The sequence below is a fragment of the Exiguobacterium sp. s35 genome (assembly GCF_018617535.1).
GTDB classification, from domain to species: domain Bacteria; phylum Bacillota; class Bacilli; order Exiguobacteriales; family Exiguobacteriaceae; genus Exiguobacterium; species Exiguobacterium aestuarii.
In genome coordinates this window covers 618,194-631,479 of sequence record NZ_JACSKI010000001.1, presented here as the reverse complement: position 1 = coordinate 631,479, position 13,286 = coordinate 618,194, and the positions used below count along the sequence as shown (strand labels likewise).

Annotated in this window: 15 protein-coding genes; 4 read left to right on the top strand and 11 right to left on the bottom strand. The window is 45.1% G+C overall.

The window, feature by feature from the left end:
• Positions 1-67 precede the first annotated feature (67 nt).
• From KNO75_RS03270 to KNO75_RS03220, 11 genes are all read right to left on the bottom strand, one after another.
• Positions 68-898, bottom strand: a complete 831-nt coding sequence (locus tag KNO75_RS03270) for a formate/nitrite transporter family protein (protein ID WP_074035310.1) — start codon at positions 896-898, stop codon at positions 68-70.
• Positions 899-1,140: 242 nt separating this feature from the next.
• Positions 1,141-1,440 carry a hypothetical protein gene (locus tag KNO75_RS03265; RefSeq protein ID WP_214816037.1) on the bottom strand — a complete coding sequence of 100 codons (300 nt, stop codon included), beginning with the start codon at positions 1,438-1,440 and terminating at the stop codon, positions 1,141-1,143.
• 226 nt (positions 1,441-1,666) lie between these two features.
• Positions 1,667-2,293 carry a hypothetical protein gene (locus KNO75_RS03260; RefSeq protein WP_214793860.1) on the bottom strand — a complete coding sequence of 209 codons (627 nt, stop codon included), beginning with the start codon at positions 2,291-2,293 and terminating at the stop codon, positions 1,667-1,669.
• Positions 2,294-2,462: 169 nt separating this feature from the next.
• On the bottom strand, positions 2,463-2,735 hold the full coding sequence (locus KNO75_RS03255; RefSeq protein ID WP_214819748.1) for a barstar family protein: 273 nt from the start codon (positions 2,733-2,735) through the stop codon (positions 2,463-2,465).
• 51 nt (positions 2,736-2,786) lie between these two features.
• On the bottom strand, positions 2,787-3,137 hold the full coding sequence (locus KNO75_RS03250; protein WP_214793866.1) for a cupin: 351 nt from the start codon (positions 3,135-3,137) through the stop codon (positions 2,787-2,789).
• 236 nt (positions 3,138-3,373) lie between these two features.
• The gene (locus tag KNO75_RS03245) at positions 3,374-4,024 is read right to left on the bottom strand and encodes a 50S ribosomal protein L25/general stress protein Ctc (protein ID WP_214816029.1); all 651 of its coding nucleotides are present in this window, start codon (positions 4,022-4,024) and stop codon (positions 3,374-3,376) included.
• Between the two features lie 165 nt (positions 4,025-4,189).
• Entirely contained in the window at positions 4,190-6,007 is a 1,818-nt protein-coding gene (mutL, locus tag KNO75_RS03240) for a DNA mismatch repair endonuclease MutL (RefSeq protein ID WP_214819746.1), read from the bottom strand.
• A gap of 4 nt (positions 6,008-6,011) precedes the next feature.
• Positions 6,012-8,540 carry a DNA mismatch repair protein MutS gene (gene mutS, locus KNO75_RS03235; protein WP_214793876.1) on the bottom strand — a complete coding sequence of 843 codons (2,529 nt, stop codon included), beginning with the start codon at positions 8,538-8,540 and terminating at the stop codon, positions 6,012-6,014.
• A 53-nt stretch (positions 8,541-8,593) separates the two neighbouring features.
• On the bottom strand, positions 8,594-9,025 hold the full coding sequence (locus KNO75_RS03230) for a YlbF/YmcA family competence regulator (protein ID WP_012726155.1): 432 nt from the start codon (positions 9,023-9,025) through the stop codon (positions 8,594-8,596).
• A 58-nt stretch (positions 9,026-9,083) separates the two neighbouring features.
• Positions 9,084-9,542, bottom strand: coding sequence for a GNAT family N-acetyltransferase (locus KNO75_RS03225; protein WP_214819744.1), 459 nt, complete (start codon positions 9,540-9,542; stop codon positions 9,084-9,086).
• An 11-nt stretch (positions 9,543-9,553) separates the two neighbouring features.
• On the bottom strand, positions 9,554-11,020 hold the full coding sequence (locus KNO75_RS03220) for a phytoene desaturase family protein (protein WP_214819742.1): 1,467 nt from the start codon (positions 11,018-11,020) through the stop codon (positions 9,554-9,556).
• 143 nt (positions 11,021-11,163) lie between these two features.
• Between KNO75_RS03220 and KNO75_RS03215 the strand changes: the two genes are divergently transcribed.
• From KNO75_RS03215 to KNO75_RS03200, 4 genes are all read left to right on the top strand, one after another.
• Complete coding sequence (locus KNO75_RS03215; RefSeq protein WP_251126028.1) at positions 11,164-11,664, top strand: hypothetical protein; 501 nt, start codon at positions 11,164-11,166, stop codon at positions 11,662-11,664.
• Positions 11,665-11,697: 33 nt separating this feature from the next.
• Positions 11,698-12,207: a DNA topology modulation protein gene (locus tag KNO75_RS03210; RefSeq protein ID WP_214821665.1), complete on the top strand. Its 510-nt coding sequence runs from the start codon at positions 11,698-11,700 to the stop codon at positions 12,205-12,207.
• Positions 12,208-12,215: 8 nt separating this feature from the next.
• Positions 12,216-12,566: a VOC family protein gene (locus KNO75_RS03205; RefSeq protein ID WP_214819740.1), complete on the top strand. Its 351-nt coding sequence runs from the start codon at positions 12,216-12,218 to the stop codon at positions 12,564-12,566.
• A 177-nt stretch (positions 12,567-12,743) separates the two neighbouring features.
• The gene (locus KNO75_RS03200) at positions 12,744-13,112 is read left to right on the top strand and encodes a hypothetical protein (protein WP_251126027.1); all 369 of its coding nucleotides are present in this window, start codon (positions 12,744-12,746) and stop codon (positions 13,110-13,112) included.
• Positions 13,113-13,286: the final 174 nt, after the last annotated feature.

Sequence of the window (13,286 nt, the reverse complement as noted above, 5' to 3'; positions counted from 1 at the left end):
GCATACGACAAAAAAGAGCCTCGTCTTCGATGGGACAAGGCTCTACGTTATATGTGACAAACATCATTTATTTAGCAGCTTTCACGACTTTTAATTCGACTTCTTCCTCTAATTCTTGTGCCTCACGAAGACCTTTCGAGTTGAGCCATGTGTAGATGGCTCCCATAAAGAGCGCACCGCCGATAATGTTACCGAACGTCGCAGGAATCAAGTTGTGGATTGCACCTGCCATGCTGATCGTCTCAGGGTGTGGGACGACAAGCGTCAAGGCGAACAAGACGAAGTTGGCGATGACGTGGTCAAATCCTGAAGCGAAGAAGACCGCGACAAGGAAAATCATCGAGAAGATTTGAGCGAATTCATTTTTCATTTGTTTCGGTAAGAAAATAGCGAGACAGACCATCCAGTTACAGAAGATGGCACGGAAGAAAATTTCAACCGTCGTGTGATGCATTTTGCCCTCGACGACTGAGAACAACCAGTTGTTCATGCCAAGTTCTTGGATGACACCAGTCGGTGCGAGTAGTAAGGCGAATAGGATTCCCCCGAGTGCGTTCCCGACAAAACAGAGCAACCAGACGAGCATCGTATCACTGAGCGTCGTATAACCGCGAAGCGTCGACGTCGTGAAATACATCGTATTCCCCGTGAACAACTCCGCTCCCCCATAAATGATCATGACGAGCGCAATCCCGAAAGAGAAGCCCCCGATGAGTGTCGTAAACGGTGATTCCGCTAAATACATGCCGTTGACGACTTTCAACGTGAAGATTGAAGCAAAGCCGATAAAGATTCCGGCTAACATTGCCCGTAAAAAGTATTCCATTGGACGATAATGAATCATTTGCGAGGAAGCCTGTGCTTTTTTCCGTAATGATTCGAGTGCATGGATTTCCATTGATGCCATGTCACAAACCCTTCTTTCTGAATAATTAAATAGGAAAGTATCAGTTCTAATATGTGAAATCATTAACAATATAAACTGTACAGTCTCTGTTGGCAATCACCTCTAGAAGGAATTGACAGAGTGTTCACATCGTAATCGTTTACATATGGCGGATTTGTGACAAACAAAAATTCTCTCGATTTTCGAGAGAATAACAAGACAAATCTTTAGAAAACAATAGTTCGAATAAGTGATTAATCCTTCTTCATGAGTTCATCAAATGTTACATTCAATCTTTCCTCTACATGAAACGTTTCATGATTAACAATCAAAAGTTGCCCACTCATTAAGTCCACCCCTACAAAATCTCCTAGCATATCTTCATAGCCCACAACTGCAAAGCTCTGGTTTTTAAAATCTTCTAAATCTCCAAACTGACTTTCTAACTCATCGTTCGGTAGAATACAAAGATATCTATTCAACCCTTCGACCTGATCCAACAGGATTTCCTTTTCTTTAACAGGTAAAAGCGATTGTATCGATTTCAATGACATATTATACACCTCACTCAAGTTTATGAATTGCCTTGTAATGCTCTTCTGCAATCACTGTATTCCATGATTGTTCAATTAAATGTTAATTAACTGTCTCTTGGTCGACGATTGCGATTAAGACATAGTAAAAATTTTATCAGTGATATTCCTTTCCGATTCTAATTTTTGTGAAATGAATCTCAGTCGTAACAGGACTATGCGTTAAAACATGATCAAATTGAAGCACTCATAATTCATTTTCGTTTAAATAATCAATGTAAAATTTTTGAGGTAAATTCTTTGTCAATTCTTCAATAGATTCATATTTTTTTTCATTAGAAAATAAAATAAACCCAAGTCCATCTCCATCTATTTTAATAAAAGAAGTTGGTATACTCATATCAATTGAAGGTACAACTTGAGTTCTAGAGAACAGCCACTTACCATATTTTTTTAAAGTGAAATTCAATTTATCTTTAAAGATAATGTTATAAAACCCATTTTGAGCAGGCATCCAGTACGTTTCGTTAATCAAAAACCTTAGATCTTTTTCGTTTTCTACTTTTGCATTGCAGTAATAAAAAGAATTCTCATCCTCAGAGCAATAGTTCATAGAATATTTAATTTTCCTTGAATCCATTTTTTCAACCATCTCATTATCCTGACTTATATTTTTAGATAATATAAATGTCATGACTATTGGATATACATTTTGGTAAACCAAAAAATCAATTAAAGCTTTTTGATTATCGTTAATAGTTAAATCATCATAACTAGTGATCTCATAAACCTTTTTAATTTCACCTATAATGAAATAATTATCTTCAAGATGCTCTAATAGACGCTTCCTTTCAATAATTGTAAGCTCCTGCATAGTGATCACCTTTGATTTTTCAGTTTAAAGACCTTGTAATTTAAATCAGCTGTTTTTTCTATTTATTCTTATGATGGTCGGGGACTATAAAAGTTATATTGAAAAATTAGTGATTGTAAAATGGTTACTCTCTTATAGACTAGTTTTATATATTAGTAAGCAAATTAGATTACAAGAAAACAAAATGACAATGTGAAACATAATGTTCTTCATCATACTCTTCTAAGCACATTTTTAAGTACTTAGCATCTTCACTTAACTTCGTTTCAAGCAAAGAATACCCGATAAACGTGATACGTTCAGGAAAAGTTATAAAATCCACATCAGTAATCACATCCCAATTTTTTCCGTAATGATCAGGAAGATGAAGACTTTCTTTTAATAACTGATGTAGTTCTTTGGTGGAAGTAACGTTACTTAAATCGATATATAGATGTGACATATACAGTCTTCTCCCCCACTCTTACCTCAAATCGTCTAAGTTTCATAAAAATTATATCTCAGTCATATCGATTGAGGGATCTAATTCTTCAATTTCGATATCCGTTAATCCTCCACCTGCTTTCGTTTCATGCCATTCCTCTTTCGTCCAAAAAATTGTGTCTCCTGCCCGAACCTTAAAATGTTCATCTTTTTCGCCTCTAATGTAACCCTCGGCACCATGACGAGAAGAAGTAAGTTGGGGTACAACTGTTTGATGATAACCGATGACACTACCTGGTTTTAAATGTATACATCCTATATTAGACCCTTTTTCAGTTTGTATGACCTGTGATATCACAAATTCCAAATTAAATTTTGTAATTCGTTTATCAGTTTGTCTATCAATTTTATAAAACTTCATCATACATCCTCTCAAGAAATAAACTTTTATATGTATTACCGCATTTATACCTATCATCACATTGAAGTAATGTTAATTTGTAATATTTTGGTTCAAGTGATTATGATTTATCCGTTTGACCTAAAAGTATAAAGTTCAGATTTATTTGGACAATCAAACAAAGGAGCATCGCCCCATCTCGGGACAATGCTCCTCTCAATTGAGTCGTGTCACTGTTACAGACACGTATGCAACTCTTATTCTTTATCTTCAGTCGATTCTTCTGTTTCTTCAGAAGATTCTTCAGAAGCTTCTTCAGTTGAACCTTCCTCTGATTCAGTCGCTTCTTCCTCTTCTTCAGCAACCGGCTCATTCACAGAGGCGATGTGCATATCTGGTTCCGAGACAATCGTGTACGATTTATCTTCTGGAAGATCTGCTACCGTCACCGAGTCACCGATTTCGAGGTCTGACACGTCAAGTTCGATGCGTTCAGGGATGTTGGCAGGTGTCGCAGCGACCGTCACTTTATAGAGCGACTGAGCGAGATATCCGCCTTCTTTGACGCCTTTCGCGTCGCCAACAAGGACGATATCCGTTTCGACTTCTGTCTCTTCATCCATCTTCACAGCCATGAATTCGACGTGTTGATAGAAGTTTGTGAACGGGTCTGTTTCCGATCCGTGCACGAGCGTATTGATTTTGTTTCCATCGAAATGGAGTTCAATCAAGGCATTGTCACCGTGGTCTCGAAGAATTTTACGAAGGTCCATCTCGTCAAATACGATTGGAGTGCTGTCTACTTTGTATCCGTAGACGACGCCTAACGCTTTGCCTTCCTTACGCAACTTCGTACGCAGTGACCGTGGGCGTAATTCTCGTTTTGATACTTGAAGTTTGTTCGTCATTTTCTTTTCCTCCTACATGGATATACATTTCATGTCGACATCTTGAGGGTGAGGCAGTGAAAAAGCCACCTCTCAACCTCGATGCGTTGAGTGACATGTGTATAGTTTTCCCATGAGGGCTATTGAATAAACGTTACATCGTGTTAAAACAAGGTAACAAGACGATTACATGACGCGTTTGAACAACTTCTCGAGTTCATACGTGCTCCACTTCACGAGAATCGGGCGACCGTGCGGACAAGTAAACGGAGACGTCGTTCGACCTAAATCATCAATCAATTGTCGCATCATTTCCATATTAAGTGGATGATTCGCTTTGATCGATCGTTTACACGCCATGAGGATCGATGCCTCTTCGCGATATTTCGCAAGATCAATCGAGCGCTGTTTAATTGCCATCTCTACCAAGTCACGAATCGTGCCTTCTAAGTCATGTTGCGGATACCATGTCGGAATCTCACGGACGAGGAACGTGTTACCCCCAAACGGCTCTAACGTGATGCCTGCGTCCGCTAGGAGTGGTAGCACTTCTTCGATAGCGAGCGTCTCTTCTTGTGTGAACTCTAACGTTAACGGGATCAACAGAAGCTGATATTCTTTTTCCGGACGTCCTAACTGCTCATAGAACAATTCATACTTGATTCGTTCCTGAGCGGCATGTTGGTCCATCACGTACATTCCGTCTTCCGCTCCACAGATGATATAACTCGAGTGCAGTTGCCCGATGACGTCTAACGCCGGTAAACGCTCCGACTGACGTACTGGCTCCTCAAACTGTTCTGGTTCGATCATCTCTGCTTCCGGCTCATGAACGAGCGGAGCCGGATTCCACTGGGAAGGTGACGTGAGCGTCTCTTTCCGTTCCCGAGGAATCGGATAGTTCCACTCGACCGGATCTGCTTGTTTAGGTTGTGGCTCCATCGAAAAGTCGAGTTTTGACTGTTCAGACGGTGTCACATGTTTCGGCTTCGGCTCTTGTTTCACAGACGGAATGAGCCGTTGCTCACGGAGTGTCAATTGAACGGTCTCTCGAATAAGCTGGCATAGTTCTTTTTCTTTCGACAAACGCACTTCACGCTTCGTCGGATGGACGTTCACGTCAATCAACATTGGGTCCATCTTCACTTCAAGCACGGCAATCGGATAGCGACCGATCGGTAAGAGCGTATGGTAGCCTTCGAGCACGCTTTGCGTCAGCGCGAAGTTCTTGATGCTTCGCCCATTTAAGATGAGGGTTACATATTGTTTGTTCGAACGTGTCACCTCCGGACGTACGAGATGGGCGCTCAGCGTATAATCATTCGTCTTACTCGATGCCGTGACGATTTGTGCGGCGACTTGACGACCATAGATGGCGAGCATGACTTGTTTCAAGTCTCCATTCCCGTTCGTTCTCAGCAATTCTTTTTCTTCATGGAAGACCGTGAAGCGAATCTCCGGATGAGAGAGTGCCAATCGGTTCAACGTATCGGTAATGCTGGCGAGTTCTGTCGCCGATGTCTTCAAGTATTTCAGACGGGCCGGTGTGTTGAAGAAAAGCTGACTGACTGCGATTTCGGTCCCGACGTTCGTCGCTACCGGATTCGTCGACTTGACGACTCCACCTTCAAGCGTCATCTCAAAACCGTCCTCGTCCGCACGCTTAGATTTCAATGAGACGTGACTGACCGAAGCAATCGAGGCGAGTGCCTCTCCTCGGAAACCGAGTGTCCGAATGCGGAACAAGTCGTGCTCATCCCGAATTTTACTCGTCGCATGTCGTAAAAAGGCTCGGGCGGCGTCTTCTTCATGGAACCCGTGCCCGTTGTCACGCACTTTGATGAGTCGGATACCCGCTTCTTGTAAGTCGACGTCTACTTTCGTCGCTCCCGCATCAATCGCATTCTCGACTAATTCTTTGACGACAGAAGCAGGTCGTTCGACGACCTCCCCGGCTGCGATTCGGTTCGCGAGTTGTTCAGGTAACTCTCGAATGATTCCCATCGACTCACCCTTTCTTTGCGGTTTGTTGCAGTTCATACAGCGCCTGCATCGCTTCGATTGGATTCATTGCCAATAAATCGAGTTTGAGCAGCTGTTCTCGAACAGCGTCATTCGACTCGAACAACGACAATTGGCTGACTTCTTCCACTGGAGTTGGAACAGCCTGCTCGTTTAAAGCAGGTTTCGTCGCCTCTGACTCGAGTTCTGAGAGAATCGTCCGTGCCCGGTCGATCAATGAACCCGGGAGTTCGGCCAATTCCGCCACATGAATCCCATATGATTTATCGGCACGTCCTGGATGCACTTCATGCAAGAACACGACACGCCCATCCCGCTCAATCGCCCGGACATGGACGTTCTCGAGCGTCGGAATCGAATCTTCGAGCACTGTCAATTCATGATAGTGCGTCGAGAAGAGTGTCTTCGCGCCGATTGACGAGGCGATATATTCGACGATCGCCTGTGCGAGCGCCATTCCGTCATACGTTGATGTCCCGCGACCGATTTCATCTAATAAAATCAAACTATGTCCCGTCGCCTCAGTGACAGCTTGTCTCGTCTCGGTCATCTCGACCATGAACGTCGACTGCCCGCTCACCAAATCGTCCGCCGCACCGATTCGTGTAAAGATGCGGTCAAAGAGCGGGAGTTCCGCTGCTTCTGCCGGGACGAATGAACCGATTTGATGAAGGATTGCAATCAAGGCAAATTGACGCATGTATGTCGATTTACCGGACATGTTCGGACCCGTGATGAGCAACATTTGGCGTGTGTCGTCAAGCGTCAAATCATTGGCGACATATTCGCCTCGCGGCAAGACCGTCTCAATGACAGGGTGACGCCCACGTTCGATTTGAACGTGGGATGTCGTAACAGGGCGTACATATTCCCGCTTCTCCGCCACAACGGCAAGAGCGAGGAGAACATCTAATTCACTGAGTGAACGAGCCAGCTGCTGAAGGGCCTTCGTATATGTCTTCACCTCTTCGCGAAGTGCGACAAATAGGTCATACTCGAGCGTACAGCTCTTCTCTTCCGCCCCTAATATGAGGGCTTCCTTTTCTTTCAGTTCTGGCGTGATGTAACGCTCCGCATTCGTCAACGTCTGTTTCCGCTCATAGCGACCCTCTTCGAGTAGCTTCGCATTCGCTTTCGTCACTTCTAAATAGTAACCGAAGACGCGATTATACCCGACCTTTAATGACTTGATGCCGGTCGCGATGCGTTCCTGTTGTTCGAGGTTGGCAATCCACGACTTTCCGTTCGCTTTTGCCTCTAGCAGTTCATCGAGTTCATCCGAATAACCGTGACGAATCATCCCGCCCTCTTTCGTCGAAATCGGGGGTGAATCGACAAGGGCAGCCCGGAGCTGTTCACTTAACGATTCAAACGAATCAAGCTTTTGCTCGATTTGCTGCAAACGATCCGCTTTCACCGTCTGTAAGAGTGACCGGACAGAAGGCATCCGCTCGAGCGTGTCGCGAAGTTGGACGAGATCTCGCGCATTCGCCGTCCCGTACCCAACTTTCGCGACAAGGCGTTCGATGTCATAGACTCGCTTTAACTCTTCTTGTAGTTGATCGCGCAACATGAAGTCGTCCACTAAGTTCTCCACGGCGTCTTGGCGCTCTTTGATGCCTTGTTCGGTGTAAAGCGGCTGTTCGAGCCAGCGTTTTAACAATCGGCCACCCATCGCTGTCGTTGTCTCATCAAGGAGCGATAAGAGTGACCCTTTTCGTTCCCCAGAACGAGCAGATCGGAACAGTTCAAGGTTTCGGGCCGTGTTGGCGTCAAGTTGCATATGTTGTTCGACCTCATAGGCGACGGCCGGTTGCAAGTGGTCGAGCGAGCGTTTCTGCGTTTTCGTCAAATAGGCGAACAATAACTCAAATGCGGAACGCTGTGCCTCATCTTTCGCACCTTGCGCGAGCGGACTCTCCCGCTTGTCCACTTGAATCGAGAGAGGGATTCCAGTCTGTCGTAACAAATCAGCGAGCCGCTCGTCCTCGACGATGACCTCGTTCGGGAGTAACCCTTCGATTTCCCGCAAGACAGCCTCTTCCGACGAAAGCGTCGTCAACCATGACTCACCGGTCGTGACGTCACCGCGCGCAATCCCAAAACGACCTGCGACGTCAGAGATGGCGACGAGATATCGGTTTTCTTTCTCGCTCAGTGACGCCATGTATGTACCTGGCGTAATCACTTGGATGACTTCGCGCTTCACGAGTCCTTTCGTCGCTTTCGGGTCTTCCGTCTGTTCACAGATGGCGACATTGAAGCCCTTTTCAATCAATTGTTCAATGTAAATGGCCGCAGAATGGTGAGGTACGCCACACATTGGGATCGGGTGTTCGGCCTGCTTTCCATTTTTAGAAGTGAGCGTGAGCTCTAACTCCTTTGCAACAATTTGCGCATCTTCAAAAAACAACTCATAAAAGTCGCCGAGTCGATAGAATAAAAAGGCGTCCGGATAGTCTGCCTTGATGGAGAAATATTGTTTCATCATTGGTGTCTGATGGACTTCTTGCATGTTAATTCACCTCTAGAAAGTACAACAGCTGACCATCGGCCAGCTGTGTCGTTTTAGTATCCGCAGCCGCCGCGTGCTTGTTCAGCCGCCATGCCGCTCCCTGTCTTTCCTGCAAGGACGTCTCCGTCCGTCGATTCGATAATGCGATCCGTCACGGAGTTTGCGAGCGTGACCGTCACGTATTGAAGCAAGTCGTTCACTTCGACTTGAGTTTCTTGGAACGCTTGAACGACCGGAATCGAATCGAGCTCTTCCATCGCTTTATCAATCTTTTGCTCAACTTTTGCAAGTGCTTCGGTCTTGCCATAATGCTTACAGTTGACCGCTTCTTTTTGTAAGAACTTGATTCGTTTAATCAACGTCTGTACGCGGTCGCTACCGTTCACTTTCGCTTCCGCTTCTTTGAAACGTGCCACTTCTGGTGTTTGTGCTAATACGTCTGCCAATTCTCTTGCTTTTGCAATTACTTGTTGATCGGTCACCATTGTAAACCCCTTTATGTCTATAATGTTATCGTGCTGAATCGCACGTGAATGTTCTTTCTCATTCTAACATGAACGATTCGGAAACGGTACTAGCGGGATTTAAGGATTCCCGTAACATATCGACATGCGGAATCCCGTCCTCATTGTAAATTTCACTAGTCCGTTTGAATCCGAACGATGCGTAGAATGGTTCCACATACGTCTGCGCTTGAAGATATAGCGTCTCATGTCCAAAGTCCTGGATTGCCTCTTTCATCAGCTGACGAGAATAGCCTTTTCCTCGATGAGCGGCTTTCGTGACGACACGTCCGATGGCAATAGGAGACGCCTCCGTCAACACGCGAAGAGCAGAGACAATTTCTCCATCTTCTTCAATCCAATAATGGACGGCCTGTTCATCTTTCCCGTCGATTTCTTGATACGGACAACTCTGTTCGACGACAAAAATCTCAGTCCGTAGTGCCAGTAAGCGATACAATTCCATCGTTGTCAGTTCACCAAATGTTTTTTTCTTCATCCGTTTTCCCCCTATTCAATTGTCGCCCCGAGTGCCCGGGCGACATGTAACCCACTCGTCATCGCGCCAATCGTTCCCGCCCCCGGAAATATCGTATCTCCACAGACGTAAAAATTCGGTAAGTCTGTACGATAGCTCGCGGCACGGAACAGCGCCTGGCTTGGGGTCTGAGAATAACCTCCGACTGCCCCATGTGGACGTTTCGTATACTTCACCCATGCACCTGGTCCACCGGGAAGGAGAAGTGAAGACTCACGATTCCAATCGGGGAACGCAGTCGCAACGACGTCGACGAGACGATCGGTCCAATCTTGTTCTAGTTTCTCATATGCTGCCCGGTCTTTCCAATGCTGCCATTCTGATAAATCGATATGTGTGGAGACCGTGATGGTTCGTTCAGGACGTTCTGTCCGCAACACATCGTCTGGTGCAGACATCGATATGAACGCATGGCCACTCGGTAATTGCTCGTGATAAATTTGTTGGAAAAGTGGCTGTTGTTGGCATATGTCCTCAGGTAGGACGAGATACAGACTGAACGTGCCCCATTGCGACTGCTTCAACTGCCTACGATACTGTCGTTTGAACCGTCGTTGTTCCTGTCCTTTGAGAAGTTCACTCGTCCGCTCAATCGGTATGGCAGACACAACCACGTCGACCAATTCAAGCCGACCTCTTCGATCGGTGACAAGCCACCCATCCGACACACGATCGATGGACTGCACATCTCTTCCTAATCTTGTAACACCACCAAACGTTCGGACGGCGCGCTCTAATGCATGAGCCAATTGATACAGTCCACCTCCTACATAGTATGCCCCTTCGTGATAGACCGACAGTGCGACTGCACCGAGTAAATGACTCGCTTCCTTCGCACCGGTTTGCAAACTGTCGAGCAGTATGCCATCAATGAATCGTTCGAACATCGTATTGTTTAGTCCATGACGGGCTAACGTGTCACCAAGTGGCCGTTGGAGTTTCATGAGCGTGATGAGTTGGTTCGGACGGAAGCCTTTTAGTGCATACATCATATCCGAGACCGTGCGAAATGGAAGAGCGGGCAACTGCTGAAACAACGGGCGAATCTTCTCAAAATCGCCCCACACTTCACGATAGAACGCATGAATCGCATGAAGGTTTTCCGGAAACGCGCGACTCAGCTCTTCGAGGAGACGTTCGCGGTCGTGATAATAGGTGATGGTAAGGTCCGGGAGATGAATATCCATTACTTCATCCAATAAAGTGACCTCGACCGCTTCTCCAAGCCTCTCGAGAACCCGCTGATGGACCCCTCCCTGCTCAAATCCCATCCCGAGTGTCGCGCCAGCGGGAAACAAGTAGTCTCCACGTTGAAACTTACCGGCACACCCGCCCCATTCACGCGACGCTTCAAAGACAATTACATCATGACCTTCTTGTTGCGCGAGCGCAGCTGCCGTCAAGCCGGCGATGCCTCCACCAATGACCCCAATCTTCATGAACATCCCTCCTAACTGTATGATACCCACTCCTTCAAAAAAATGAAGAAATGAATCGGTTTATAAGATTCCAGACTTCTTTTAAAGGGAACCGATTCTCTTATGCAGAAATAGTTCACATCTGAAAAGGTAAGGTGATGAAAATGCGCAGTCGTGTCATGGTCTATTTATTAATTCCAATCCTCATCTTTATTGGTATACTGATTACCCCACCTTCCGAGGAATCGCTCAAACTCGCGACGATGACCGTCGTCAGCATTCAAGAGATGATCCCTTACGAAAAAGAGTATACGGCACAGAAAGTGTTAGAAGAACGAACAATCGACGACAAGTCAGCCATTATCGAAGAATGGCGTCTCGAACAAGGGGCGAGAACGTCTTATAGTTATGTGCTCAGACTGAGAGGATTTGAACATGTGACTCAAATCGATGCAGGGGCTGCCAACACGAGATCGGACGGGTATTATGCGATGCAGGCGCATAGTCCCATCTTTGAGACGGATAAACCGGTATCGACAAACTATCCGATTGTCGTGTTTAGTTCGGAACAACGCCTCGTCATCGGTCAGATGGATTTCCGTGTCATTTATGAAGAGGATGGTCGATTAGAAAAATGGATCGTATTGGAGGATAAGCAAGAGTAAATGAACAACTTACCACATGACAACAATGAAAAAATGAAACGAATCATGATTATCGGTTCCGGTGGTGCGGGCAAATCCACCCTCGCGCGCCAACTCGGGGAACAGTTGCAACTTGATGTCTATCATTTAGACGCCCTCATGTGGAGACCGGGATGGGTGATGGCGCCGAGAGAAGAACGAATCAACATTCAACAACAACTCGTGAAGAAAGACGAATGGATTATTGACGGAAACTTCGGGAACACGCTGGACTTGCGTCTACAGGAAGCTGACACTGTCATTTTGATTGATTTGCCACGTATCGTGTGCGTATATCGGGTTCTAAAAAGAGTGATACGTTACCGTGGTACGACACGGCCCGATATGGGCGCATCTTGTGAGGAAAAGCTTGATTTCGCATTCCTCAAATGGGTGTGGAACTTTCCTGATATTCAACGACCTGAGATGCTCAAACGAATCTCACAATTTTCTCATGAGAAGCAGATCATCGTGTTAAAATCTCGGAAGGATGTTGAAAACTTTATTCATCAAACGAAAAAGTAGGAACTTCTATGAACCCTATTCTTCACCAAATCGGCACCATCTTTATTCCGGTGAGTGATATTCAAAAAGCGCGTGACTGGTATTGTAATTTATTCGATTTGTCAATAAAAGGAGAGATCTTATTCGACCATTTATATGTCATACCATTAGAGGGCACCAACCTCGTTTTAGATAGCAAAATCTACTCAACAGATAACATCATCCAGACACCACTGTTTCACTTGAATACACATGACATCCATCAAGCTTATTCTTATATGATTCAAAAAAATATTGATGTCATCACACCGATCGAGCACGATCATTGGTTCAATTTCAAAGATCTTGATGGAAATGTCATTATGGTATGCAAATGCTAAAATCAGCCATATGAGGTTATTCAGGTCGACTGTATCGAATGTCCACCTTGAAGAACTGAGGCAATGTAACAAGTAAATCAAGTTATATGAGTAATAAGATTTACTCCTATTTAGATGTGAGGTGATCATCTGTTTTTTCTTCAAATGTCTGGAACACCTGGATCTGGAAAATCCACATTGGCTAAACGAATCATCCAACATGTACACGCGGTCGTCATCGATCATGATGTATCGAAAACTGCATTGCTTCGTACGCTTCCTATCGACAATTTCTCGGATGGAGAAATCGGGAAGATGGCCTATGATGTCGATTGGTCTCTCGTCGAGTATCACCTATCACTTGGACAAAACGTCATTCTCGACAGTCCTTGTCTCTATGACGAAATGCTTGATAAAGGGATAGCGATTTCACAAAGTACGGAGCGACATATCGTTATATCGAGTGTCGTCATGAAGATTACGAAGAAATTAACGCACGACTTCGAAACCGTGTCAGACGACCGAGTCAAATTAATCAAGTTTCGTATGAGAATTGGTCTAAGATGAATGAACACTGCAAACGCCCTAAGAACCATACCTACTTACAAATCAATACGATGGACAATCGAGAGATTCCGATTGAGCGAATCGTTTCGTATCTTATGAGAACCTACGAATAAAACGCTTTCATCTCGAAAGTGTTTCTTTTTTTGATGTTTTTGTATTTTTATACTTTACAAT